Annotated in this window: 25 protein-coding genes and 1 tRNA gene; 11 read left to right on the top strand and 15 right to left on the bottom strand. The window is 50.3% G+C overall.

The features are described from left to right. Positions 1–831: 831 nt before the first annotated feature. Positions 832–2013 carry an amidase gene (locus tag ACTJKB_RS14430; RefSeq protein WP_440835605.1) on the bottom strand — a complete coding sequence of 394 codons (1182 nt, stop codon included), beginning with the start codon at positions 2011–2013 and terminating at the stop codon, positions 832–834. A gap of 701 nt (positions 2014–2714) precedes the next feature. Next, complete coding sequence (gene ggt, locus ACTJKB_RS14435) at positions 2715–4292, bottom strand: gamma-glutamyltransferase (protein ID WP_440834855.1); 1578 nt, start codon at positions 4290–4292, stop codon at positions 2715–2717. Positions 4293–4631: 339 nt separating this feature from the next. Here ggt and ACTJKB_RS14440 point away from each other — a divergent pair, with 339 nt between their 5' ends. After that, positions 4632–5210 carry a chromate transporter gene (locus tag ACTJKB_RS14440; RefSeq protein ID WP_440834857.1) on the top strand — a complete coding sequence of 193 codons (579 nt, stop codon included), beginning with the start codon at positions 4632–4634 and terminating at the stop codon, positions 5208–5210. Further along, entirely contained in the window at positions 5211–5750 is a 540-nt protein-coding gene (locus ACTJKB_RS14445; protein WP_440834859.1) for a chromate transporter, read from the top strand. Positions 5751–5769: 19 nt separating this feature from the next. On the opposite strand, the gene ACTJKB_RS14450 is transcribed toward ACTJKB_RS14445, so the two are convergent. Beyond that, on the bottom strand, positions 5770–6147 hold the full coding sequence (locus ACTJKB_RS14450) for a PH domain-containing protein (RefSeq protein WP_440834860.1): 378 nt from the start codon (positions 6145–6147) through the stop codon (positions 5770–5772). A 168-nt stretch (positions 6148–6315) separates the two neighbouring features. Here ACTJKB_RS14450 and ACTJKB_RS14455 point away from each other — a divergent pair, with 168 nt between their 5' ends. The 3 genes from ACTJKB_RS14455 (at position 6316) to ACTJKB_RS14465 (ending at position 9082) form a co-directional block, all read left to right on the top strand. Next, positions 6316–6483 carry an RAxF-45 family protein gene (locus ACTJKB_RS14455; protein WP_440834861.1) on the top strand — a complete coding sequence of 56 codons (168 nt, stop codon included), beginning with the start codon at positions 6316–6318 and terminating at the stop codon, positions 6481–6483. A 105-nt stretch (positions 6484–6588) separates the two neighbouring features. Beyond that, positions 6589–8592 (top strand): ribosomal protection-like ABC-F family protein, encoded by a 2004-nt coding sequence (gene abc-f, locus ACTJKB_RS14460; RefSeq protein ID WP_440834863.1) that lies wholly within the window; start codon positions 6589–6591, stop codon positions 8590–8592. A 25-nt stretch (positions 8593–8617) separates the two neighbouring features. Next, on the top strand, positions 8618–9082 hold the full coding sequence (locus ACTJKB_RS14465; protein WP_440835606.1) for an ASCH domain-containing protein: 465 nt from the start codon (positions 8618–8620) through the stop codon (positions 9080–9082). A 100-nt stretch (positions 9083–9182) separates the two neighbouring features. On the opposite strand, the gene ACTJKB_RS14470 is transcribed toward ACTJKB_RS14465, so the two are convergent. The 4 genes from ACTJKB_RS14470 to ACTJKB_RS14485 form a co-directional block, all read right to left on the bottom strand. Beyond that, positions 9183–9335 (bottom strand): hypothetical protein, encoded by a 153-nt coding sequence (locus ACTJKB_RS14470; RefSeq protein ID WP_440834864.1) that lies wholly within the window; start codon positions 9333–9335, stop codon positions 9183–9185. 201 nt (positions 9336–9536) lie between these two features. Further along, the gene (locus ACTJKB_RS14475; RefSeq protein WP_440834866.1) at positions 9537–10154 is read right to left on the bottom strand and encodes an NUDIX hydrolase; all 618 of its coding nucleotides are present in this window, start codon (positions 10152–10154) and stop codon (positions 9537–9539) included. Positions 10155–10196: 42 nt separating this feature from the next. Continuing rightward, positions 10197–11150, bottom strand: a complete 954-nt coding sequence (locus ACTJKB_RS14480; protein WP_440834867.1) for a TRM11 family SAM-dependent methyltransferase — start codon at positions 11148–11150, stop codon at positions 10197–10199. Positions 11151–11196: 46 nt separating this feature from the next. After that, positions 11197–11625 carry a winged helix-turn-helix transcriptional regulator gene (locus ACTJKB_RS14485; protein WP_440834868.1) on the bottom strand — a complete coding sequence of 143 codons (429 nt, stop codon included), beginning with the start codon at positions 11623–11625 and terminating at the stop codon, positions 11197–11199. 114 nt (positions 11626–11739) lie between these two features. Here ACTJKB_RS14485 and ACTJKB_RS14490 point away from each other — a divergent pair, with 114 nt between their 5' ends. Continuing rightward, on the top strand, positions 11740–12423 hold the full coding sequence (locus ACTJKB_RS14490) for an SDR family NAD(P)-dependent oxidoreductase (RefSeq protein WP_440834870.1): 684 nt from the start codon (positions 11740–11742) through the stop codon (positions 12421–12423). 155 nt (positions 12424–12578) lie between these two features. Beyond that, positions 12579–13934, top strand: a complete 1356-nt coding sequence (locus ACTJKB_RS14495; protein WP_440834871.1) for a dipeptidase — start codon at positions 12579–12581, stop codon at positions 13932–13934. 174 nt (positions 13935–14108) lie between these two features. Here the strand turns inward: ACTJKB_RS14495 and ACTJKB_RS14500 are convergent. The 3 genes from ACTJKB_RS14500 to ACTJKB_RS14510 form a co-directional block, all read right to left on the bottom strand. Beyond that, a tRNA-Gly gene (locus ACTJKB_RS14500) sits at positions 14109–14182 on the bottom strand. A gap of 74 nt (positions 14183–14256) precedes the next feature. Continuing rightward, complete coding sequence (locus ACTJKB_RS14505) at positions 14257–16380, bottom strand: putative bifunctional diguanylate cyclase/phosphodiesterase (RefSeq protein WP_440834873.1); 2124 nt, start codon at positions 16378–16380, stop codon at positions 14257–14259. A gap of 176 nt (positions 16381–16556) precedes the next feature. Beyond that, positions 16557–17519, bottom strand: coding sequence for an aldolase catalytic domain-containing protein (locus ACTJKB_RS14510; RefSeq protein WP_440834874.1), 963 nt, complete (start codon positions 17517–17519; stop codon positions 16557–16559). Between the two features lie 237 nt (positions 17520–17756). On the opposite strand from ACTJKB_RS14510, the gene ACTJKB_RS14515 reads away from it, so the two are divergent. The 4 genes from ACTJKB_RS14515 to ACTJKB_RS14530 all read left to right on the top strand — a co-directional run bounded on the left by ACTJKB_RS14515 (position 17757) and on the right by ACTJKB_RS14530 (position 20480). Beyond that, positions 17757–17999: a FeoA family protein gene (locus ACTJKB_RS14515; RefSeq protein ID WP_440834876.1), complete on the top strand. Its 243-nt coding sequence runs from the start codon at positions 17757–17759 to the stop codon at positions 17997–17999. Next, the gene (gene feoB, locus ACTJKB_RS14520) at positions 17996–20008 is read left to right on the top strand and encodes a ferrous iron transport protein B (protein ID WP_440834877.1); all 2013 of its coding nucleotides are present in this window, start codon (positions 17996–17998) and stop codon (positions 20006–20008) included. The genes ACTJKB_RS14515 and feoB overlap by 4 nt, the downstream gene beginning before the upstream one ends. Positions 20009–20053: 45 nt before the next feature. Continuing rightward, on the top strand, positions 20054–20248 hold the full coding sequence (locus ACTJKB_RS14525) for a FeoB-associated Cys-rich membrane protein (RefSeq protein ID WP_074112334.1): 195 nt from the start codon (positions 20054–20056) through the stop codon (positions 20246–20248). 94 nt (positions 20249–20342) lie between these two features. After that, on the top strand, positions 20343–20480 hold the full coding sequence (locus ACTJKB_RS14530; protein ID WP_440834879.1) for a hypothetical protein: 138 nt from the start codon (positions 20343–20345) through the stop codon (positions 20478–20480). A gap of 143 nt (positions 20481–20623) precedes the next feature. On the opposite strand, the gene ACTJKB_RS14535 is transcribed toward ACTJKB_RS14530, so the two are convergent. The 5 genes from ACTJKB_RS14535 to leuB all read right to left on the bottom strand — a co-directional run bounded on the left by ACTJKB_RS14535 (position 20624) and on the right by leuB (position 26243). Continuing rightward, on the bottom strand, positions 20624–22066 hold the full coding sequence (locus ACTJKB_RS14535; RefSeq protein ID WP_440834880.1) for a leucyl aminopeptidase: 1443 nt from the start codon (positions 22064–22066) through the stop codon (positions 20624–20626). Positions 22067–22300: 234 nt separating this feature from the next. After that, entirely contained in the window at positions 22301–23404 is a 1104-nt protein-coding gene (locus ACTJKB_RS14540) for an ATP-binding protein (RefSeq protein WP_440834882.1), read from the bottom strand. A 345-nt stretch (positions 23405–23749) separates the two neighbouring features. Then, the gene (locus ACTJKB_RS14545; protein WP_074085833.1) at positions 23750–24157 is read right to left on the bottom strand and encodes a hypothetical protein; all 408 of its coding nucleotides are present in this window, start codon (positions 24155–24157) and stop codon (positions 23750–23752) included. Between the two features lie 224 nt (positions 24158–24381). Then, a complete protein-coding gene (locus tag ACTJKB_RS14550; protein WP_074085834.1) occupies positions 24382–24921 on the bottom strand; it encodes a peroxiredoxin in 540 nt (179 codons plus the stop codon). A gap of 239 nt (positions 24922–25160) precedes the next feature. Beyond that, positions 25161–26243: a 3-isopropylmalate dehydrogenase gene (gene leuB, locus ACTJKB_RS14555; protein WP_440834884.1), complete on the bottom strand. Its 1083-nt coding sequence runs from the start codon at positions 26241–26243 to the stop codon at positions 25161–25163. Between the last annotated feature and the right edge of the window lie 138 nt (positions 26244–26381).

The following is a 26381-nucleotide window of genomic DNA, read 5'->3' on the forward strand; positions in this document are numbered from 1 at the left end:
GAATACACTTTCTCATTGCAGCAGGTAACCCCAGTACGCCCATTTCAAAGGTACTTTTACTCCCCGCTTAAAACATCACCCTGGCGGGTAAATACATTTTCTAGCGAGCGGTTACTCTTCCACTGGCTCTTCTTTTCTCACCAAACAGTTTTTGCTTTGTCTCATTCGCCAAACTCCTGACAAGATCAAACTCACCTGAACGGGTGAATCCAGCATCTCATTGCCGCAGGTTACGGTATTGCTCCCAAATCAAGGGTGTTTCTACCTCCCATTCTGCCTGCTAGCCCGTTTACGGCGAGATCAGAGGCATTTCTACCTCTCATTCTGCCCGCTAGCCCATTCACGGCGAGATCAGAGGTATTCCTACCTCTCATTCTGCCCGCTAGCCCGTTTACGGCGAGATCAGAGGTAGTTCTACCTCTCATTTTGCCCGCTAGCCGTTTACGGTGAGATCCGAGGTATTTCCTCTTAGGGCCCCTACCTCTCATTTCGCCAATTTTCCTGCCTGCGCTGAATTCAAAGGTACTTATGCTGGTTGAACTTCAAATCCGTCCAAACGTATGAATCACGGGGCCTAAGAAACGGTAATGACACACCCACTTCTTACCGAGCTCACTCTTGATTTCCGTCAATAATAATATTGAATTTCTTTATCGACTTGGTTGTTTAGTTCATTTCGTTTCCTCCAGTCTGTTTCTTCACGTTTATCCCTCTCACCTTTCATTCAGAGTGATCCACAGTTTTTTGACACAGTATAATTTCCTATACAATAAGAGAACTCCTGACTCGCAGGGTATGCGAACCAGGAGTTCTGTCGTCTCAAAGAACTGCTCATTTCCATATACGCCGGACCCATGAGAGCAGCCGCATATCCTGACCATGACCGCCTATCACGGACAAGCCCAGCGGCAGGCCGCCGGGTCCCGGCACCGGCAGCGTCACTTGCGGCAATCCGGCTAAGCCGGCGATACAGCTGAGCATCATCGCGCCGCTGCGGTTCTGCTCCAGCTGTGCCAGATCCCCGCCGCGCAGCGGTGCGGGGCCGGGCACGGTCGGGAGGACGATGCAACCGTCCTCTCCAAGCAATTGCCGCAGCCGGGCTGCTATCTCCGCGCGCACCGACTGTGCGCGGCTGTGATCCTGCCCGGCCAGGCCCGCCGCCCACGCGAAGCGGGCGGCGATATCCGGGCCGAAGAGCGGCTGCGCATGCTCAATCCATGCCCCGTGGGTCGCCCATATCTCGGCGCCCTGCAGTTCCCTGAAGACATCCATCCATGTCTTCAGCCCCTCCGGCGCGATCTCCGTCACGCCGGACCGCCTTGCACCGGCCTGGAGCTGGCGCAGGCCCTGCTTCAGGCTGGCCGCGCTGTCCGCACTGGCCAGCGCCCAAGCCTCCGGCGCGATGTGCAGCATGTCCATCGCGCCTTCCCCGCTGCCCGGGGCCGCTGCTCCGAGCAGGACCTCACCCGCCCGCTGAAGCAGCTCCGGGCTGTCGGCGATCCAGCCTACAGTGTCGAAGCCCGGCGCGAGCGGAATCACGCCTTCCATCTCCACCGCACCATGCGTCGGGCGGAAGCCGTACACGCCGCAGTACGCTGAAGGCACACGAATGGAACCGCCCGTATCTGTTCCCAGGGCAAAATCCACATAGCCTGAGGCCACTGCCACCGCCGAACCACTGGAAGAGCCGCCAGGGATACGGCCTTCGGCACGCGGATTGACCGGTGTGCCATAGTGGTAATTCTCCCCGCCGAGGCTGTACATCAGCTCATCGGTATGCGCGGCCCCCCGCAGGCTAGCCCCGGACTGCAGTAACCTGCGGACCGCTGACGCATGGGCAGCTGACGGCGGATGGCTGCGCAGCCAATCTGGGTTGCCGGCAGAAGAACGGTGCCCGGCCACTGCAAATACATCTTTTACAGCAAAGTTAAGTCCAGCCAGCTTGCCGCTTGCCGAACCCTTTATCTCAAGCTCCAGGTCTATAAATGCACCATTCTGATTATCCAGGCCCATCAGTTCCCCTCCTCTCCTCCCGGACAACCCGGGCTATCTCTACCTGTGCATGTAAGCCTCTCTCATCTAGCCTCTAACCTTTAGCCCTAACCTCTACAGATTGAACATAAAAATTTGATGAAGGGGGGCGTTATCCTTAGTGGAAAAGAAAGGATCACTAATTTAACTCTTTCGGCTAATGGAAGATCCTATGTGGGAAAAAGGATCACTAATTCCACTGACAGCGGTCGTTTGCTGTGAACATGCTTGAATTAGGTGTACAAAATCCCATTTTCCCCTTCTGTAGCCAGGGTCACAGCCAATTTAGTTTACCTTTTTCCACTTAGCTTAAGTTCATAGGAGCTTCATTACGTTCGTCAAGCTCTCAAGTCTCAATCAACTCTGCTAGCCTCTAGCCTCATAACCAGTATGATTGCATTATCTGCAATAGAATTCCCATACTGCTAAGGCAAATCGCATTCTACTGTATTTCGTACAGTTGATTTCCGGGATCTCAGATCCAAAGGCACTTTATCCGAGAAGTTACTGTACAAAGTGCAACAGATTCTACTTTGCGGTCAATCTAGAAGCAATCTGTTGCTGAAAGTGCAATAGAAGGCTTTTCCCCGACATCATCAACTGAACTTCAGCTTCAAAGTGAAGAGCATAGAGTGATCAGCCGATATCTGCCTCTGCCAACAAAATCCAGCCTTCTCCCCGGCCTACCAGCCAATAGCGGCCCCATCGCAGCGAGGATCTGTTCCTCCGCTCCGATAGCCGTTGCCATCGATAGCAATCGCATGGGCATGCCCCACAATTCCATCATAGTCCCCCACGGTGCGCACCAAATGGCCAGCTTCGGATAGCTGGCTTAGCACCCCGGGTGCCACTCTGCCTTCCACCTTCAGCTCCTGGGTAGGCTCGCCCCAGGTTCTGCCCCACACAAAACGCGGCGCATTCACCGCCGTCTGGGGGTCCATCCCGTAATGCAGCATACGGGTCAGAAGCAGACTCTGAGTCTGCGGCTGGCCTTCCCCGCCCTGGGTGCCGTAAAGATAGGCCGGCTTGCCGTCACGGCAGGCCATCGCCGGCATCAGCGTGTGAAACGTTCGCTTATGCGGCTCCAGCGTATTGATGTGCCCGGGGTCCAGCGAGAAAAATGAGCCCCTGTTCTGCAGCAGAATCCCCGTATTGCCAGCTACGACGCCTGAGCCAAATTCAAAGTACAGGCTTTGAATGAAGGAAACCGCGTTTCCTTCATCATCTACTACCGCCGCAAAGGCGGTATCCCGTCCCACCGGTTCAATGCCACGCGCGGCTGCCTTTGCAAGTGAAATCGAAACGGCCAGTTGCTCCGCATACTGTTTATCCAGCAACTGCTCCAGCGGAATCCGGCTGAATGCCGGATCCGTGAGTACCCGGTCCCGGTCGCGGAAGCTCAGCTTTAAAGCCTCTACCAGCAAGTGGTAATATTCATAGGAGCCATGCGGGATGTCTCCAAAATTGTAGTGTTCCAGGATATTCAGCGCCATCAGCGCTGTGAACCCTTGGGAGTTCGGCGGAACCTGGTAGACCGTGTGACCGTGATAATCCGTAGATATCGGCTCGTCCCAGTTCCCCTCATGATCGGCAAAATCCTCCCGGGTGAGATACCCGCCGGAAGCCCGCATATATTGACTTATATCATCGGCAATCTTTCCCTTATAAAAGGTGTCCCTGCCCCCTTCTGCCAGGACCCGCAGCGACACAGCCAGCTGCTTCTGCACAAACCTGCTTCCGGCTGCCGGAACCACGCCGCCGGGAAGATAGATCGCGGACGCCGCCGGGGACAGCGCCGCTCCTGCCAGCACGCTGTTGCCGTACTGGTCCGGCGACAGCGGAAAACCGCCCGCGGCGTAGCCGATCGCCGGCTCCAGCACCTCCCCCAGGGTCAGGCGTCCATACTCGCGCTGGACGGCTGACCAGCTGTCCGCCATTCCGGGTACCGTAATGGCACTGCGCACCCCGCGTCTCGGAATCGCATCCTCGCCGGCGTAACAGTCTCTGCGGACCCCGTAGCCGGAACGTCCGCTGCCGTTGTAAGCCCGGACGCGCCCTTCACCGGCGCTGTAAGTGAGCCAAAAAGCATCGCCGCCCAGTCCCGTCATATGCGGATAGACCACAGCGAGCGTGGCGCTGACCGCTACTGCCGCATCAAAGGCGTTGCCGCCGTTTTGCAGAATTCGCGCTCCGGCGGCAGAAGCCAGATAATGGGGGCTGACCACCATCGTTTTTGTGCCGATTACAGGACCTGTCGTCATGCTACCCATCTCCCATTCCTGTCGTTCAAGTTAGTGTCATTTAACAGCACCGCAAAAACCTTTGTCAATCCGGGCAAAAGAAAACGCACGAGCCGCTTCTGTTTTTTGTGAGCTGTGCACAAAGTTTCGTGGAACCGCCTTCCTCCAGGTAGCTGGGAACCGATGAATTGTATAGAATAAGCTCAAAAAAACAGACTTTCGCTTCCGACGTGAGTATGGACGACATGCAATCAACGCAGCTATCCGATGCCAACTGATCCGTCTGCACTTGCGCTACCCGCTTTGTATAGAATGAAGCCAACTTTAGTATCACTCACCACATTTACTAGGAGGAGTTACGTGAACAACAAAGACAACCCATATATACAGCTCGCTGTCGCCATGTGCAGAACGGGCATACTCGGTTACGGTGGCGGCCCCTCCGTGATTCCCTTAATCCGCCATGATGCCGTGACCCGTTACGGGTGGCTGACAGATGATGAATTCGGAGAAACGCTGGCTATCGCGAATGCCCTGCCGGGCCCCATCGCCACCAAGATGGCTGCCTATCTCGGCTATAAGCTGAAGGGAGTCAGAGGTGCAATCCTCTCTGTGCTGGCTCATATCCTTCCGAGCGGGATCGCCATGATCGCCCTCCTCTCCGCAGTCAACTATTTGAGCGGTTCCAAGGTAGTGGGCGGAATGATCGCCGCCGTTTCGCCTGTCATCGCGGTGATGCTGGGACTCATGGCTTACGAATTTGCCCAAAAGGCCTTTAAAGGCCTGGGCAAGCGGATCGGCTCCGCTTTTCTGCTGCTCGCCCTGGTGCTGCTTGAAGTACTGCATATCCATCCGGCGATTGTGATCGTGCTGTTCCTCGGTTATGGAACCGTTCACTACCGGATACTCGCGAAAAAACAAAAAGGAGGGACCGCCTAAATGGAATGGCTAAAACTGATTTACGGCTTTTTTATGGCTAATCTGCTAGGGTATGGCGGCGGCCCCTCTTCCATCCCGCTGATGTATGAGGAAATCGTGCCGCATTATGGCTGGCTTACCGATCAGGAATTCTCAAATATGCTGGCACTTGGCAATGCGCTGCCCGGTCCGATCGCCACCAAAATCGCTGTTTTCGTCGGTTATGATGTCTACGGGTGGCTGGGAATGACCGCAGCGCTGATCGCTACTGTGGTTCCTTCCGCGGCGGCACTAATCATTCTGCTGGGCGTTATGCAAAAATACAAGCAGTCGCCCGTAGTGAAAGGCATGACCCTGCTTGTACAGCCAGTAATCGCTATTATGATGATTATGCTTACCTTGAAAATGGCCAAAGGCCCCGCCGAAACCATCGGCATCTGGCAGACGCTGATCATTTCCGCAATCGCCTTTTGGGCGATACAGAAGCTTAAACTGCATCCCGCCCTGGTGATCCTGGCTGCATTTGCCTATGGCGGACTGGTGCTCCGTTATACGGTTTAGCAGCCTTGCCACCCTGAGCTCACTTTAAAATATACTGGGACAGCACCGCCTGAACCTCGTAAATATTAACTGATTTGTTGAAGGTCTTCTTAAGCGGCAGTGCGCTTCCCGAGACATACAGGCATAGCTCCGCATCCAGATCAAAGTGACCGGCCGTCTCCACGGAGTAATGCGATATGCTCTTGTAAGGGATGGAATGATATTCTGTCTTTTTGCCGGTTACCCCCTGCTTATCCACGAGAATCAGCCGTTTATCCGTAAATATGAACATATCTCTGACCAATTTATAGGCCCGCTCGATTTTTTCCTCCGGCGCAAGAATCTGTGCGTATTCCCGCTGAACATCCGTCAGCGCCACCTGGGTGGCATTGCCCAGCAATCCGTTAAAAATCGCCATCGCCAAGTCCCCGTTTCCTAGTTTGATTTGGCAAATCTTCCTCTGCCATATACTCATACTACTTAAGAATTCCATCAGATATGCACAGGCGCTCTACTTTTGCTCTTGCATATTCAGCCGATATTGGTTACACTATTCCTGAATTTGTATGAAGGAGGTGTAGGAGGAATGGATCACAATCAGACCAATGGTGTTATTAGCCGGCTAGATTATATTATGGCTGGCATCGTTCATGTAAATGCCGACAACGGGAGAAGTCTGTCCATTTACAAGAATTCAATAACACTACAACATTGTGAAATGCCTTTCCTGCCTACGCTTCAACGGATGCTTTAAGACCGGAGAACGATAAAGGCCGCGGGGAAATTTCCCTGCGGTCTTTTTGTTTTTGAAGATGGAACCAGCGCAGCGATAGGGCATTCCTATAAAAGGAGAATACCTATGATCATCTCATGTCAAAATGTTCAAAAATACCATGGTGCCCAGCTCGTGCTGAGCGATATTACCTTTGATATACACCAAGGCGAAAAGATCGGCCTAATCGGCCGCAACGGCTGCGGCAAAACTACCCTCTTCCACCTGCTCAGCGGCGAAGAACGTCCCGAGCAGGGGCAAATTTCCATCCGTAAAGGCAGCATCGTTGGATTGCTGGCCCAAATTCAGGAAGTGAATGACGAAGAAACCGTATATGCAGTCCTTCAGCGGAGTTTTGCTGAACCACTGAAGTGGCAGGTACGCCTAAGGGAGCTCGAGCTGGAAATGTCCGTACCGGATGCCGCCGCAAGCGAGCAGAGCTGGAATCGGCTGCTTAAGGAATACGGTACGCTTCAGGAGAAATTTGAAGCCGCTGGAGGCTATGAAATTGAATCCTCTATCCAGCGTGTAGCCACAGGCCTCGGCATCGGTACCGGACAATATGACCGCCGCTTCTCTTCCCTCTCCGGCGGCGAGAAGACCAAAGTCGGCCTGGCGGAGCTGCTGCTGCGCCGTCCGGATATTCTGCTGCTGGATGAGCCGACGAACCATCTGGATATGGAAGCCATTGAATGGCTGGAGCAGTTCCTCCAGGATTACGACGGAACGGTAGTAGCTATCTCCCATGACCGCTACTTCCTCGATGCTGTAGTGAAGAAAGTGATTGAGATCGAAGACGGTGAAGCCTTCACATTCCATACCAATTACAGTGGATACCAGATCGAGAAGGAAGCCCGGCTGCTGCGGCAATTTGCCGACTACCAGGAACAGCAAAAGAAAATCAAGCAGATGCAGGAGAGCATCAAACGGCTGATTGAATGGGGCAACCGCTCCAATCCGCCGAATCCTTCCTTCCACCGCCGGGCTGCCTCGATGCAGAAGGCACTAGACCGGATGGTGAAGGTCAAACGTCCGATTCTGGAGCGCAAAACTATGGATTTGCAGCTCCAACAAGAGGACCGTACCGGTAATCAGGTTGTCATTCTTGACCGGATCGGCAAAAGCTACGGAGACCGCACCCTCTTCTCCAAAGCCAGTGAAGTTCTGCGGTATGGTGAGACCACTGCACTCATCGGCGGCAACGGCGCAGGCAAAAGTACGCTGCTTCGGATCATTCTGGGCCAGGAACTGCCAGACGAGGGAAGCTGCACATTAGCCTCCAGAGCGGTTGTCGGCTATCTGGCACAGGAAGCTGTTCCCGAAGACGGAACACTGTCAGTGCTGCGGTACTTCCGCGAGGAGGCAGGTCTCGAGGAGGGCGAAGCGCGTGGACAGCTGGCGCGGTTTCTCTTTTACGGAAGTGATGTGTTCAAGAGTATCGCAAGTCTCTCCGGGGGCGAATGGACACGGCTGCGGTTCGCTGTGTTGATGCACCGCCGTCCGAATCTGCTGATTCTGGATGAACCCACCAATCATCTGGATATCGATTCCCGCGAGGCACTGGAAGAGGCACTCGAGGAATATCCCGGCACCGTGCTGGCGGTATCCCATGACCGTTATTTCATCAACCGCTGCTTCGGAAAGCTCTGGTCCATCGCGGACGGAAGATTCAGCGCTTTCTCCGGGAACTACGAGTATTTCAAGGAAAAGCAGGCAGAGAAGGCTGCACGCTTGCTATCTTCGAACAGCAGTAGTAAAGGGGAGCTACAACCGTATCCTGCCCTAAGGTCCAGCAGCAACCCATCTGACGCTAAAACTATCACTTCAGAGGCGAGGCCAATGGAGAAGGGCGAGGCCAGACGCAGCAGTTCTTCCTCTGCAGCAGCCTCCGGAAAGTCACGCCCTTCAGGATACTGGGAGCAGATGATTGCCGAAACGGAGGCGCAGATTGGCTCTATCGATACTGAAATGCTTGCCCCGCTGATCTCCAGCGATGCACACAAGCTCGCAGAGCTCCAGCTCATCCGGGAAGCCGTGCAGGAGAAACTGGATGAATTGTATGCCTGCTGGATGAGCGAAACCGAGCAATAATTATGGAAAGGAACTGGTGAAGATCATGCTGGAAAGCCCGGCAATCGATGAATACTGGAATGCTTATCTGGAGTTATATCCTGAAGCGGCAGCGTTGTACGACAGTGCCTGGTCATTTGGAGACAATGCCCGGCTGGCCGATGAGCTGCTTGCACTAGTGCTGGAGGGAGTCAAGACCGGAACGGCCATGAATTATGAGCTGAATGAGACACGCGGACTGCCTCTGCCTTTTGTCGGCGGGCATTCCATCCTGCTGGACAGCCAAGGTGCCCCGCGCGGAATAATCAAAACCACAAAATGTGAAATTATCCCCTTTCACGAAGTGACAGCGGAATTTGCCTATTCTGAGGGTGAGGATGACCGAACCCTGGAATCATGGCGGTTTCATCATGAAGCGTATTTTACTAGAGAGATGAAGGCTTATGGTATGACCTTTAATCCAGATATGCGGATAGTCTGCGAGAATTTCGTACTGGTATTCCGCAAATAAATACAAAAGCCCAAATCAAAAAGGCTGCTTCTTCTTCACGAAGAGGCAGCCTTCATTGTATAGTTGCAATTTGTTGGAAGTAGTAGCCCTGTTGTAAGCTCTAGTGCAAAAACCCCATAACCCAGCCTATAACTGAAATCCATAAAGGAATACTGATGAGGATGCCCCATACCAAGCCATTGGCAATGTTGCCTTCTGCAGGACGTGTCATGCTCTCCTGCGCAATCGGAAGTCTCAATTCTTCTTGTTCCATGCGATCCCCTCCTAAAATATCTATCGTCACAGTAGAGGAAAAAATGTAGACCGCCTGGCCCAAAAAGTAAAATTATCGGTGATTTTTTAGATATAAAGGCTCAGCGGATTTGTTTTGCAAAGGCTTACATAATTATCATTAACCAGTTTTTTACTCCATTAAAACTTATATTTTATTTATTCATACATTATATGCATCGTTCTAGTCCAAAATGACCGATTTATCGGGATTCCGCAAAAATTGAAACATTGTTCGCAGCTGTTCCTTTGTATTCCGTTCTTCCGACAGCTCCGGCAGCTCGTCCTCGCCAAAAAAATCCACACCGCTCGTCTCCACGCCTTCGGACGCTTCACCGCCCGTAATCCGGCAGAGGATAAACATTTTATAGACGTGATACGGCTCAGGGGGATGGTGATGGAACTTCTTGTCCAGCACCGCCAGCAGACGCGCAGCCTCAGCCTTGAAGCCTGACTCCTCAGCAATTTCTTTGACCACGACTTCACTCGGTGAAAGTCCAATATCGGCCCAGCCTCCGGGAAGTGCCCAGTTGCCGTCCAGCTTTTCGCGGACCATCAGGATCTTATCCTCACGGAAAATCACGCCGCGCACATCAACTTTAGGTGTAGTATAGCCCTCTTCACTGGCAAAAGCGAGTCTGATCTTCTCCTTGCCCTCATAGGTATAGTTCGCGAGAATATCCACGCTCAATTCCCGCAAGGCCTGATAACGTTCAATATCATAGACATCCTTGGCATATGTAAGTCCAGTCTGGGCAATCGCCTGTATCTCCTTGGCCCAGGTTAACCATTTCTGTTCCATTACAGCACCGCCTTCAGTAGATATCAACATTAAATCACCGGTTTACTCACAAAGCATCAAATGTCGGGAGAACGCACCTTTCTTCGCTATGCAGCGGTCGATAATGGTGAAGCCTGCCTCAGCTATCATCCCGTCCACCGCTTCAATGGCGACAATGACGACCCGGTCAGCAATGCGGCGGGTATGAACCAGGATTGCAAGCTGCTCTTCAGGTGTAATCCGCGAATATAAGTTGTAGGGCATATCTACAATCGCTACATCATAATGATCTTCAATATCCGCGATGTCTCCAAGCGTAACGGTGCTGCTGAACCCAAAATGGGCGATATTCGTGCGTGCACCGGCAACAATTTGAGGATTAATGTCACGGCCAACGATATCAATGCCCATTGACAGCGCCTCTACCATTACCGTGCCAATACCGCAGCAAGGGTCTATAGCCCGTACACCGGCAGGATCAGGAATTGCCATATTGACAGCCGCCCGCGCTACACGCGTGCTTAGGGCAATCGAGTAGCTGCGCGGTTTTTTCATCTGACGGAACCACGTTGCCTTATTCTTATGATAGGCTCCGAAGTACCAGCGTCCGCCCAATGTTACAATACCATACACCAGCTGCGGATGATTGACATCCGCTTCTCCCTCAATTCGCAGGCCGATTTCCCGCTCGATCACTCTGCGTTCATCATACTCTATTTTTTCCGCCGGGGACAAATCATTGGTCTTCACAAAAATCACCTTGAATGACTGCCCTTGCACTTCAACCTGCTCGGTCTGACTATAGATCTCCTCCAGGCTGTCCCCGGCATACATGACGTCAATCCGTTCCTTGATAAACGGGCTGCGGCTGACATCAACTCGAGTCCCGCTCTCAAAAATCGCTGCCGGAATCTCCCGGCCAAATAGACACCGCAGCTCCATGCCGCATAAGGATTCTTCATCCCCGGTACAGGCGTAGGTATAGATGTAAGTTCTTGTATTTGAATTCACTGACACTCTCTTATTCCGCTCCTATCGTTTCCGCGTCATGCGCAGGTTCTGCCTATTCTACAGCGGGATAACCCGCCAATTCCGTATCTTGATGATCACTGTCGTAGCCGCTGCGTGCTTTGGCTATTTCTCCACGATTCCCGTTCACCCATTCCACCAAAGAGGCTAGTGGCTGCAGCAGGGATTCCCCAAGCTTCGTAAGCCCGTATTCAACGGTTAAAGGTACCGTAGGGGTTGCTTTGCGCCAGACCAGTCCATCCCGCTCCAAATGGCGGAGCGTCTGCGTCAGCATGCGCTGGGAAATACCGCCGGATCGCCGCTGAAGCTCTTTGAACCGCAAGGATTCAACCCCCAGATTGACAATAATCAGCACACTCCATTTATCTCCAACCCGGTCTAGAATCTGCCGTGTAATCGTGCACTCTTCCAGCATGGGCAGCTGCCGGATATCCTCCAGCCGATGACTCATTGTATGGTCCAAAATGGTTACCTCCATGTAACTTAAGCAAGTAATAGTGCCTTCTTGCCGCTCAAGCTCATTCAGTCTATCATGGTTACTGAAAGTAATCAACAACCTGAAGGGAACTGATAAAGAATGCCTAAAACAATAGCGATCGTAGGTGCAGGGCCAGGACTCGGTCTGTCCATTGCCAAGAAGTTTGGTACAAACGATTTTCAAGTCGCTTTGATCGCCCGTAATGAAGAGAAATTGAACATACTTGTAGATGAACTCAAGGCGATAGGTATCGAAGCGGCGGCATTTCCGGCCGATCTGTACCATAAGGAACAGCTGATCTCCGCTTTTCAGGGGATCAAAGATAAATACGGATTTATCGATGTGCTCGAATTCAGCCCGGTCAGCGGCAATTACCCGCCAACTCCTGCTTCGTCGGTAACGGAAGAAATAGCGATTGACGCCTTTCAGGCTCTGGTTGTAGGAGCCATCCGCAGCGTAGACCAGGTACTGCCGGCTATGCTGGAGCGACAAAGCGGTGCTATTCTATTTACAACCGGACTGTCCTCCATCTACCCGATACCGATGATGGGCAATATGGGAATTGCACTTAGCGGCCTCCGCAACTACGCCAACAATCTGCATACCGATCTGGCTCCAAAGGGAATCTATGTAGCACACCTGGCCATAGGCGCATTTATCAAGCCAGGCACCGCTGCCGACCCTGGACTTATTGCCGATGCCTGGTATGACTTATACACAAACAAGACTCAAGCCGAAGATACTTTCCCTCAAGGTGTTACTCCCACAACCATCCTCTGGTAGGGATAACCGATTCCTTTGATCCATCGTGAGTTCTCCAGTATAATGGAGGCATTACACTGCCAAAAAAAGACTGCCATGCATTGCCCTGAGCCTCAGGCTCAGGGCTTGCACTGCCTGTTTTGCGCAGCGAAACTCCAAGGAGGTACATATACACTATGTCTTACGAAACTTATTTTCAGACTGAGCGTGAAGCTCAGCTTGCCGAATTGAAGGAATGGCTGACGATCCCCAGCATTTCCGCTCTCTCTACCCACAAGGATGATGTATTGTCCGCAGCACACTGGCTTCTGAACACACTAAAGCGCGCCGGGCTGGAGAATATTGAGCTTCATCCCACTGCGGGCCACCCTGTGATCTATGCTGATTATCTTCATGCCCCCGGCAAACCAACCATTCTGGTCTACGGCCACTATGATGTGCAGCCGGTCGATCCGCTTAACTTATGGACAACACCACCATTCGAACCAGAAATCCGTGACGGCAAGCTGTATGCGCGCGGAGCAACCGATGATAAAGGCCAGGTATTCATGCACATCAAAGCCATTGAAGCCATCCTGAAGCAGGAAGGCACCCTGCCGGTCAATATCAAGCTGTGTATTGAAGGTGAGGAAGAAATCGGCAGCGTCAATCTGCCGCCTTTCCTGGAAGCCAGCAAGGACAAGCTGACAGCGGATGCCGTGCTGGTCTCCGATACCTCCCTGCTGGAACGCGGACGCCCTGCCATCTGCACCGGCCTTCGTGGCCTCTGCTCGCTGGAAGTCATCGTAAACACAGCATTGACCGATCTTCACTCCGGTTCATACGGCGGCGGGGTGCCGAATGCGCTTCATGCGCTGGTCTCTTTATTAAGCTCGCTTCATGATGACAAGGGCCGTGTCGCCGTTGAGGGCTTCTATGAGGGTGTTCCTGAGCTATCTCCGCTGCTGCGTGAAGAATTTGCCAAGCAAGGCGTAGATGAAGACAAAATCAGAGCAAGTCTTGGCCTGGAGCAGCTGTATGGCGAAGAGGGCTTCAGCTTCGTAGAGCGGGTTGGTGCCCGGCCAACGCTTGAACTGAACGGTGTCTACGGCGGATTTCAGGGCGAAGGCAGCAAGACCGTTATCCCTAAAGAAGCCCATGCCAAAATTACCTGCCGCCTTGTCGGTGACCAGGACCCCCAGCATATTCTGGATGCTGTCGAAGCTCACCTTATTTCCAATATCCAGGCAGGAGCGAAGGTCCAGGTGAAGCAGATGGAGAAAGCCCGCGCCTTCAACATCGACCCTTCCCATCCAATCCTGCAGACGGCGGCTGATGCCTACGGCAAAGTATACGGCACCCGCGCTCTCTTCACCAAAGACGGCGGGTCCATACCGATCATGGAAAGCTTCTCACGTATTCTAAAAGCACCGGTGGTGCTGATGGGTTTTGGTCTGGATGACGAGAACCTTCATGCACCGGATGAGCACTTCAATCTCGAGAACTTCGATAAAGGCCTGCTGACCATTGTCGAGTTCCTGAAGACCGTCTAGGCACGCCCAGTCGGGTATGATAAAAGCCAGGGCTTCCAGCATTTCGCGGAGACCCTAGCTTTTTATTTTGATATGCCCCATTTTCTGCTTTACCGGTATGAAGTAGTTAAACATTAACCCAAAAATACACAAATAAAAAACCCTTGCATAACAAGGATTTCGGAGTTTGAAATTTGGAGCGGGTGATGGGAATCGAACCCACGCTATCAGCTTGGAAGGCTGAAGTTCTACCATTGAACTACACCCGCATTGGGTTGTGAAGACAAAAGATATTGTATCATTCCCAAGAATAAAATGCAACCCTTCAAAATTCACCTACTTGTTAAGAGGGCATTCCCAGCGAGGACTTCAGAAAAAACAATTCGAATTCGGCAGCCTTAATCGGTTTGCTGAACAGGTAACCTTGCGCCTCATGGCAATGCTGCTGGCGTAAGAATTGCAACTGCTCCTTATTTTCCACACCTTCCGCTGTTACTTTCAACTTCAAGTGATGGGCCATAGACGTTATAGTCGATACGATAGCTGCGTTATTGCTGTCCTCCATAACTTCTGATACGAAGGATCGGTCGATCTTTAGCCGGTCAATCGGCATATCCTTCAGATAATGCAAGGAGCTATATCCGGTCCCGAAATCATCAATACTGATAAAAACTCCGAGTCTCTTCAAACGGTTCAATTGATCGAATGCAGTTTCTTTGTCCAGTGTCATACTCTCTGTAATCTCCAGATCAACATAACACGGGTCGAGCCCGATATCCTTTAGAATGGCATCGATTTTACCGGCCAGATTCGGCTGCAAAAATTGGCGCATGGACAGGTTAATCGAGACGCAAATCGGCCGGTATCCGGCGTTCTGCCAGTTTTTGTTCTGCAGGCATGCTGTTTTTAGAACCCATTCCCCGATCGGAACAATCAGTCCACTCTCTTCAGCAATGGGAATGAAGTCCACGGGAGATACCAGTCCCCTCTTCGGATGATTCCACCGCAGCAGTGCTTCCATGCCCACAATTTCTTCCGAATCGAGCTGAACTTGCGGTTGATAGACCAAGTAGAACTCGTCCCGCTCCAGTGCCCGGCGCAGATCATTCTCCAGCTTCAAACGTTCCTTCGCTTTCATCTGCATAGCTGGTATGTACCGGCGGATTTCAACCCCCTGGTCCTTGGCATTGTGCACAGCAGTATCTGCATTCTGAATCAGCTGTTCTGCCGTATCTCCGTCACCAGGGTAAATACTCATGCCCAGACTGAGTGAAATGTGGTATTCTCCTGATTCCAGCTCTACCGGTGTTTCAAATAACTTCAAAAGTTCATCCGCCCGAATCAGACAATTCTCTACACCTGTCCGGTCGGACATTAGAAAAGCAAACTCATCCGCTCCCATGCTGTACAGTTCTTCATTCAACTTCACATCATTTCCGATGCGCTTCGAGACCAGTTGAAGCAAAAGATCCCCGGCGTAATGGCCAAGCGAGTCATTGATATTCTTGAAATGGTTAATATTCATAATCACTAGTGCAGCGAATCCGCGACTTTTATCCTGTTCTCCTTGGATCACGATTTCTTCCATCCGCTGCTTAAGGCGGCGTCTATTCGGCAGCCCTGTCAGGTCATCATGGTATGCCAAATAGTTAATCCGGGCTTCAGCCTCCTCATTTTCTTGAAAAGGCTCTTCAATTGTAAGCCGGTATACGCCCTTTAACAGAAGGTAATAGGCGACTCCACTGCTAAACATGCCAAACAAGTGATCCATTTCCCCTAGGCTAAGCGGATTCATGAAGAATACCTGTCCGAGGGCAAAAAAGATTAAGGAGCGGATAATAATCAGAAGGGAGGCCGACTTGTCGACTTTGCCAGGGTATACAATAAGCCCCACCGCAAGCAGGTATACAAAAAGAACAACCAAATCCGTTAAATGCTGCAGTCCTGAGACCCATAAATATCCCGATATCCATGGTGCGATCATGTAGCCAAAAATAAACACAGCTAAAGCCGCCAAAATCATCATAAAAGAAAACCGGAATACCTTATACTTGTCTGCAGCGGCTACCGGCTTATCCGCTCTGCTGAAAATGAGTAAAATCCCCAGCGCACTGGCTAAACGGGAGAAGGTGAGCAACCATAGGGATTGTTCTGCATTTATATAGGAAGATATCGCAGGAATGCCTGCAAAGCTTAGCGTATGCAAAAAGTCTAAAATGCAGACACCCAAAAAAAGAGCAGAAGTGTACAGCCTTGCTTTGGACAGCCGGTTAGCAAAAAACAGCCAGCCCTGGGCAAAAATCGCAAATGCGAAGGCCACATTGCAGCAGCCAATGATAAGATAGAGTGCAGACAGCATATCTTTATCTTCTATATTCCCAAGCGGCGTCCGAAAAATTTGAATCAGAAGGAACAGTACGGCCCCTATAATCGCCGCATGAATGGTCTTTTTCTCTTCTTGTCTCATAGGTCCCTCGCGTCTGAAATTGATATCTATAATAAGTGAATGGATATAGTAATGTCCTATGTATAAATATCGGTTTGATAGCTCCTTAAAGTTACATTCAGCTTCTTATAAAACAAATAAAACAAAGAAAAAAGCACTTCACCCTGTTGAAGAGTTCAGTGCTCCTTATGAAGCCTTTATTTATCTCCAAAATTGACTTCAGACGTGGTCAGCTTGTCATAGAATTCAACGGCTTTGTCTTTCTCTTCAGATGCACGCAGTGCCATTGCAGAACGCGGATGCTCATCCAGTGTTCCCGTAATCATGTACGGAATGATATAGCCCCATTCTTCCTTCTCACGAAGAGGAATCATCAGTCGTTCAACAATATCGATTACAGGACGGAGCGTGTATTTGGTATTCTTCAAATGAGTAACCAGCAGTTCGGTTGGGCAGTTGCCCGCAGCACGTCCCATCCCGTAGCAGGAAGCATCCAGCAGTTCTACACCTTTTTCGGCAGCTACTAGTGTATTAGAGAAAGCCAGCTGCAGATTATTATGGGTATGTACGCCCAAACGCTTATTCGGCAGATGAGTTTGGAACTTCTCCACCAAATAATGAACGTCTTTATGGTCCAGGCTTCCGTATGAATCCACAATATACACGACATCTACAACACTCTCGCGAATCTGTTCAAAAGCCTCCAGCAATTCGTTCTCCATAACATTCGACAATGCCATAATATTAATGGTAGTCTCATAACCTAGATCATGGAAGGTCTGCACCAGTTGCAGTGCCTTGTCCACATCCTTGCTGTAGCAGGCTACACGGATCAGATCCAGCATACTTTCACTGCGGGGCAAAATATCATTCTCATCCACCCGTCCAATATCCACGAGTGCGGAGAGCTTGGTATGACCCTTCTGCGGAATAACTTTTCTCAGAAAATCATCATTCAAAAAACGCCAAGGCCCTGCCCCTTCAGCTCCTTTAAGCAGCTTGGGCGAATTCTTATACCCGATCTCCATATAATCAACACCGGCTTCATTCAGACCGGCATACAAATTTTGAACAAATTCAACACTGAAATCCCAGTTGTTTACCAGTCCGCCATCACGGATGGTGCAGTCGACAATTTTGCTCTGATTACTCTTGACCATTGTGTTCTCCCTTCAACTATAACCTTCATTTTCCCGCCAGGATAACTTCCTATGCAGTCATTATCGTTCAATCATACTGAGCAAAGAAACAATTGTAAAGGAAATTTCAGATTATCTACATAACCCTTTTAGCCAAGTCTTCGCTATGACAAATATCACTGTAAAAAGTCGCCTAAAATGCTACAGTACAAGAAAACAATTGAGATTGATTATCAATCTCTCTCAGGGGGATTACAAATGGCTTCTACATCCTGCTCCTTACTGCGCTTAGAACCGGGCTCAACGGGCTCCATCCAACGAATTGAAGGAATGAATCCCATCTTGCGGCGCCGCTTGGCTGATCTCGGGGTGTCTGAAGGCGTTATGATCCGTCTGAAAGGAAAAGGGCCTTTTCTTGGTCCCATTACCTTAGAATGCAACGGTCAACTGTTCGCCATCCGCCGGAAGGAAGCTTCCATGATCGAGGTGAACGTTTCATGAGTTCAATAGCTCTCGTGGGGAATCCTAATACTGGTAAGACCTCACTTTTCAATACATTGACCTCTTCCTACGAATATGTGGGTAACTGGGCGGGCGTAACGGTAGAGAAAAAAGTCGGAAGCCTGAAGAATGGTGCCGGCAAGCTTATAGATCTTCCAGGCATATATTCACTGCACCCGCTCTCCCGTGATGAGGGTGTGGCCACGCAATATTTGATCGAGGAATCCCCGGAAGCCCTCATTAATATCGTTGACGCCTCCCAGCTTGAACGGAACCTGCTGCTCACCCTTCAATTGCTTGAATACGGCAAACCTACTGTCCTGGGGCTCAACATGATCGATGTAGCCAAAGCCCGTGGCATCTCGGTCAATCCTGAGGTGCTGCAATCACGTCTTGGTATTAGCGTCCTGCCGCTGATTGCCAGAACCGGCAAAGGTAGCGGACAAGTGCTCAGCATTCTGGAGAAAACCTCGGCTATTCCCCGGGTAACCTTCAAACTGGAATACGGTGAATTGGCCGAGGAAGCCATCACTTCTATTGAAAAAGAATTACAGGCTATTCAGGGTCTGCCTAATCTGCGCTGGATTGCCCTTCAATTAATGGAGCAGAACCCGGTGGTTCTTGAATTACTCAAAAAGCGCATGGATACTTCCCGACTTATGGCTATCTGCGACAGCTGTCAGAGCGAACTGCAAAGCCGTAAGCTGGCGTTGACGCTGCCTCAGTGGATTCGTTCGGTCCGTATGGACTTTATCCGCTCACTATGTGCAGCTGCAATGGATACCACGCTTCTTAAGCCGCATAATTTGACCGAACGACTGGATGCTGTCCTGACTCACCGTTTCCTTGGCCTCCCGCTGTTCATCGTTTTCATGTACGCCATGTTCAAGACAACCTTTGACTGGATCGGCGGTCCTTTGTCTGATATGGTGGATGGCTTTATTTCCGGCCCGCTCAGCGATGGAGCAAATTCACTGCTTCAGACGATTGGTGCATCAGGATTTACACATGCGCTTATCGTAGACGGAATCATTGGCGGGGTTGGTGGCGTAGTGGTATTCGTCCCGCAGATTTTTATTCTGTTCCTCATGATTTCTTTTCTTGAGGACTCCGGCTATATGGCTCGTGTCTGCCTGCTGATGGACAGTACGATGGAACGCATGGGCCTGAACGGTAAAGCCTTTATTCCTTTTATTATCGGCTTCGGCTGCAACGTGCCTGCTATTATGGCTGCGCGCAGTATCGAACAGCCTAAAGACCGCATGCTGACCACACTCCTGATGCCGCTTATGTCCTGTTCCGCCCGGCTGCCGGTATATCTGCTGTTCGCGGCAGTATTCTTCCCGGCCCAGCAGGCCACTGTAGTGCTTACGATGTATGTGCTGGGCGTGGTGTTCGCACTTATTTTGTGCAAATTGTTCTCAAAATATCTGTTCAAGAATGAATCCTCCGTATTCATCATTGAGCTGCCTCCTTACCGCATGCCGCAAATGAAGACCCTTGGACGCAGCACGTGGGAAAAAGGTAAAGGGTTCCTGCGCAAAGCCGGAACGATTATTCTCGCCGGTTCGGTTATCATCTGGCTGATGTCCTATGCCGGTCCTACCGGATTCAATGTGGACATGGACAACAGTTTCCTGGCTAAGTTTGGCGGAATGATTGCGCCGCTGCTGCATCCGCTTGGATTTGGCACATGGCAGGCCGGTTCCACGCTGGTTCCAGGTTTCCTGGCCAAAGAGGTGGTGGTGTCCACCATGAATATCATCTACCACGCCCCGGATGCTGCCGGACTGGAGGGCCAAATCTCACAGGTCTTCACACCGCTCAGCTCGGTCAGCTTCATGGCCTTTATCCTGCTCTATACTCCTTGTCTGGCTACTGTGGGGGTAATTAAGAAAGAAACTGCTTCATGGAAATGGACCTTTTTCTCCATAGGTTACTCCGTTGCGCTGGCGTATATTGTTGCACTGGTCATTTTTCAAGGCGGCAGCTTACTCGGATTGTCTTAAAGTCTGGTTAACCAAGAGTAATTTGAGCGAAAGCGGGGAACAGCAATGATTATTAATATACTAATTATAGCGCTTGTATTTGGTTACTCCGGTTGGATGATCTACCGTCACGTGCAGAAGGGCAAACAGGGCGCTTGCGCCGGCTGTGATAAAAGCAAGACCTGCGCAGCCGCTTCATCCGATTCTCCTTTCTCCTGCAGCGGAGGACCTGTAGATACCAAACATTCGGCCAAGGCTTGACCAGCCAATGCAAGCAGCTTCGTTTAGGATCCCTGGGATGCGGGTATGTTACTAATAAGCAACTACAGCCAGACCACCCAAGGAGGGAATACACATGAATACCAAAAAGACGTTATGGACTACAGCAGCACTTGGAGCAGCCTACCTGCTCAGAAACAAGGATGCGCGTAACAAGGTCATGAATGGCATTCAAACCATCACTTCCCAGATGAGAGCCAAAAAGAACATCTAGCCGGAAGTTGAACAGATTGGACAACGCTTATAGGTTATTATAGCTACCCTGCAGAATAGGCGAATTCTTATATCTTTGCCAAAAGCCGCAAGACCTTGTAATCGAGGTCTCGCGGCTTTTGGCTATAATCGATTTGGAAATGGCTAGCCTTCGACTGTATTTGCAGAACGTTCTGCTTCGTAGGGGTTTAAATGAAGTAAATATTGTAAAAGCGTGCGCACCATTACCCCCGTTGCTCCCTTAGGATTCACTCCGCGTTCCTTGGAGAGAAATGCCGTTCCGGCAATGTCCAGATGAATCCATGGCAGACCCTCTGCGAACTCACCGATGAACAATCCTGCCGTTGTGGCTCCACCGTATCTCCCAGCCGCATTGCGGATATCAGCCACCTCGCTCCTCAACATTTCCCGAAACTCGGGATACACTGGCAGCTTCCAGATCCTCTCTCCAGCTCTAATCGAAGCCGTCTCTAGTTCCTCCATCATTGCCTCGTTATTGGTTACAGCGCCTGTGGCAATATCACCTAGAACCGATAGTACAGCACCTGTCAGGGTCGCTACATCGATAATCCGCACTGCGCCCCACTCCCGGGAATAGGTGAGTGCGTCCGCCAGTACAATTCGGCCTTCCGCATCGGTATTTAGTATTTCAATGGTTCGTCCGCTCATCGAGGTAACGATATCTCCCGGTTTGAAGGCATTAGGTGCAGGCATGTTCTCAGCGGAAGGAATAACCATCACCACGTTAATCCGGGGACGCAACGCCCCAAGCGCATCCATGACCCCGAGCACCGCTGCTGCCCCACCCATATCGCTGATCATGTCTTCCATACCCGGCGCTCTTTTCAAAGAAATGCCACCGGTGTCGAAAGTAACGCCTTTGCCTATAATTGCTGTAACATCCTCCCATTGGCTAGCCCCCTGGTATCGGATTACGATCATCCGCGGTGGATGCACGCTTCCCTTGCCGACCGCAAGCAGGCCCCCCATGCCTTTTTGTCCGATCTCCTGTTCATCGAGTACTTCTGCAGGGAATCCGTGCCGTTCAGCAATTTCTATCGCCGCCCTTGCAAGTGCTGAAGGAGTCAGTAGGTTGCCCGGAAGATTGGTAAGACGGCGTGCCAAATTGGTCGCTTCACCAAATGCCTTTCCCTGCTTAATCCCACGAATCCATTCATCAGACTCTGCGGTCTCCGCTATCCGTTCCATATGCAGCGCAGCAGACTCAAGACCGGTGTAGACTGGCTGTTCCCGTTTATAATGCGTCCGGAGGTAGCCACCTAGAATAACCCCCTCCGCGAGTGCTTGACTGGCCTCTTCAGCTCCAATAGCAGTCAGCAGGCTTAAGGTGTCAGGCACCTGAATAAGGAGTCTGCTAGCCTTTAGCTTGAGTGCAACACGAGCGACCTGCGCGGCTAGAAGACGGAGTTCCTCCGCTTGCAAAAGGCCGCTCCCGCTGCCTGCCAGAATGATAACAGGTAACTCAGGCGACCCTTCTACCGGGATAGCATAGGTTTGGTTCAGCTTGCCGGCGAATAACCCGGCTTTAGCCAGAATACTTGTCTGACCGAACCATCCAGCAGCCATATTGCCCCCTTCACATTCTGCCTCTGAAATAATGATGCATAAGGCATCACCCTGAAGTGACTTTGACGGGATGCCACTGCTCCAATGAATCTCGATAATAATCCCTCCTGTCTATAATCCACAATAATGGTTATCCCACAATAACACAGCGAGGCTGATCTCCCACACAGATGCGCTGCGCGGGAATCAGCCTCTCATGAATCCTATTTTATAGTAAACGAGTGTGTTATTGAATTACTGAATTAGCGGCAGTGAAATGACAAAACATGTCCCCTCGTTAACCCGGCTGCTGACCGAAATGCATCCCCCATGGTTTTTGATAATCCGGTCGCTAACAGACAAACCAAGTCCAGTCCCGTTTTCCTTCGTGGTAAAAAAAGGATTAAACAACCTGTCCAAGGTGCAGATATCCATCCCTTTGCCATTATCAGAGATAAAAATGCGAACCTCTGCACCTTCTCTGCGTGCACCCAGCTCGATCCTGCCTATAGCGTCATCAACTTTTTCAGTAATCGCTTCCATCGCATTTCTTATCATATTAAGAACGACCTGCTTCATCTGTTTGATATCGCCAGAGATGATCATATCCTCCTGAAACGGCTGAAGCTGGATCTCACAGCCTTTCATTAATGCTTCACTTTCGGTAAGCAGGACAACTTCCTTAAGCAGCCCCGACACAGAAATCATGGCAACCTGAGGCACTGAGGGTTTGGAGGACATGAGAAATTCATGAATAATATCATTGGCCCGATCAATCTCCGCTAATATGATCTTGGCGTATTCCTCCTTGCCCAGTTGATGAAGATGGGGATGCAGCAATTGAATAAAACCGCGGATCGCTGTAAGTGGATTACGGATTTCATGAGCAATCGAGGCTGATAATTTGCCCAGCATCACCAGACTGTCGTTCTGATATGCTGTTTGCTCAATCAGCTTGTAATCGGAGATTTCCTTGAACGTGAACAGATAGCAGCCTTTCATTTGCTCACCACTGCATAAAGTAACTTTCCAATACCGGCCGTATTCATCTACAAACTCATAGCTTGGCTTACCTTTTTTCATCATTTCACGATATCCGCGCAATACCTGTTTCTTCTTGAACCGGTTCATCTGGATATTTGACAATAAATGAATCATAGTGCAGCCTAACAGTGAATGTCTGCTCAGTCCCAGAATGGCATACATTTGCTTATTCACAAATGTTAGTACCCCTTCTTCATCAAAAAGCATAATTCCGCTGTCCATTTGCTCGAGTACATCCTCATATGTAGAATTCATCGGTCCAGTTTGAAACGTTCTTGCCGGCAGAAGCAAGCTTTCCTGATATTGGCTTATCACGATACGAAGTTCCCCCTTTTACTGCATTTGACGAAGACGCTTAAGCGACATCAAATTACTATGTATATGAGTATATGACGAAGCCGCCAGAACATTCGGAAATCGTATTATATTATCCAACCGTTTCAACTATATTCCAATCATATCCAAGAGAAGCAGACAACGCAATCAGAGAAACTGTCGAATTGCAAAATTATTCCTAAAATGATTCTAAAGACACACTTATTCCTACTGTGAAACCAGTTTCGTTCCTCTTTTAGCTTCAGTGACTGCAAAAAGAGCCTCCGCTAAAGCGAAGGCTCTTGGATCTACATATCAGGCTGCTGCAATAACAGTCTGTTTCTTTCAGGCTTTTTGCTGCAAGCGGTGGCGCCGCTGACTCATAACAGCCAGACGTTTCTTAAGCTCCCGTTCCCATTTGGTATCTTCGATCTGCTTGGCTACGGCCAGCAGGTCAAGGGCCATATCAATCTGGCTTCGCACGATGTGCAGTGGATCTTCACTTTCTACATTGATGACGTTCTCGAAAATAGCTTCCTCGTCTTCCATCACATAATCCTGGAAATCAACATCTGTCACACCGTCACCATGGGCATATTCGGCCAAGATTTCATATTCATTTTCAACTTTATAATGTACCTCTACCCGATGGCACACCGGGCAAAAAAGCAGGGGAACATTATGGACTTGCGTGCGATAATGCTTTAGGGTTCCCTTCGTTCCAACCATACTCGCTCCACAGCAAAAGCTCATTTTTGTTCACCCTCCTTGGTATTTTACATTGATTTACTATTATATTACACAATCGCAGTGGAGATTCCTCTCCATGGAGCTATATATTAACCTTTGCGCCCATTTTCAAACGGGAGTCCCGCTGGATATGGATGATTTGGTGCAAAAAACCCCCTCGCCGGGAATTACTCCCGCAAGGAGGTTCTTTAAATATCTCAAAGATCGGTGCTTAACTGAACCGCTGCTTACAGGTTCTTGTCGCCGGGTTTCCAGTTCATGGCACACAGTCCGCCGGACTGCAAGGCTTGCAGGACACGAAGAGTTTCTTCTACACTGCGGCCTACATCATTGTGGTTAACTACCTGATACTTCAGTTCACCGTCAGGATCAATGATGAACAAGCCGCGCAGTGCAATACCTTCTTCTTCAATCAGGATGCCATAATCGCTGGCAACCTTCTTCGTGATATCAGATGCCAGCGGGAAGTTGATGGGACCAAGACCGTTCGAATCCTTAGGTGTGGTGATCCAAGCCTTGTGGCTGTGTACCGAATCGATACTAACACCAAGAATTTCGGTATCAAGTGCCGTGAAATCAGCTGCTGCATCGCTTAATGCTGTAATTTCTGTAGGACATACAAAGGTGAAATCAAGCGGATAAAAGAAGAATACAAGCCATTTGCCGCGATAGTCGGACAAGCTTACCTTACCGAAATCTTTACCGTCGCCCGTTACGGTTTCCATTGTAAAATCTGGGGCTGGTTTACCTACCAAACGTTCTGCCATTGCTTAAATCCTCCTTTGAGTATGTAAGAAAAACAATTGTTGAAATCCACTTCCAGTGCAATATGCTTTTCTTGATTGGATGAGTTGGTGAATACTTGTTGCTATACAACAAATGGTATCATCGTACAAAATCAAAGTCAATATTACAGTCATTACTTTTTTATAATTATTATAAATAAGCAATTTTCTGTGAAGTTTTTTGTTTTTCTGCTTCAAAAGGAGAACCGCTGGATTACATCCTAGGCTGTACGGATAGCGGCGACAATGAGATCACCCATCTCTGTAGTGCTGATAGCCTTACTCTTGTCTACAGCGATATCACTGGTGCGGTGTCCGGCATCAAGCACTTCTGCCACTGCAGCTTCAATGGCCGCTGCCGCTGCCTCATAACCAAAGGTCATACGGAACATTAGAGCGAGCGACAGAATCGTAGCAATCGGATTTGCCAGGCCTTGTCCGGCAATATCAGGCGCAGAGCCGTGTACCGGTTCATACAGACCGTAGCTGTCTTCGCCCAGCGATGCCGATGCGAGCATGCCGATCGAACCGGTCAGCATCGCTGCTTCATCACTCAAGATATCTCCAAACATATTCTCAGTCACAATAACATCAAAGCTGGCAGGACGACGCAGCAGCTGCATAGCGCAGTTATCAACGAGCACATGCTCTAACTCTACCTGCGGATATTCCGGAGCAATTCTGTTCACAACCTCACGCCAGAGGCGCGAAGTCTCGAGAACATTCGCCTTATCGACACTTGCCAGCTTGTTGCGGCGTTTGCCGGCAATTTCAAAGGCCTGGCGCACGATGCGCTCCACTTCCGTAACGTTATATACGCAAGTATCCACAGCTTCTTCGCCGAATTCACCTTGACGGCGCAGCTTGTCTCCGAAATATATGCCGCCGGTCAGCTCGCGGACCACCATAAGATCCGTACCTTCCAGCACTTCCGGTTTCAACGTTGAGGCATCCTTCAGGCAGTCGAAAACGACAGCCGGACGCAGATTGGAGAATAGTCCCAGCGCTTTACGGATACCCAGCAGCCCAGTTTCCGGACGCAGTTCCTTCGGGTTGTTATCCCATTTTGGTCCACCGACCGCACCCAGCAGCACGGCATCCGCCTTGCGGCAGATCTCCAGTGTGTCCTCCGGAAGCGGAGTTCCCCGTTCATCAATAGCGATTCCGCCAAAGAGTGCCTGCTCGGTTTCAAATGCATAGCCGAACAAATCTTCCGTTTTTTTCAATACTTTCAATGCTTCTGCCACAACTTCAGGTCCGATTCCGTCCCCGGCTATTACGGCGATTTTTTTGACCTCGCTCATTCCCGTCACTCCTCTGATTTCTGCTGCTCGCAGACATAGTTCTTCTGTATATTGTTGTATCATACCTAGGCCCAAAGGACAAAGATATAGATTCTATGGGAGTGATAGGCCCAGCCTATAACGCAATGTAAATGAAGA

This window comes from Paenibacillus sp. 22594 (assembly GCF_052044425.1).
Lineage (GTDB): Bacteria > Bacillota > Bacilli > Paenibacillales > Paenibacillaceae > Paenibacillus_AQ.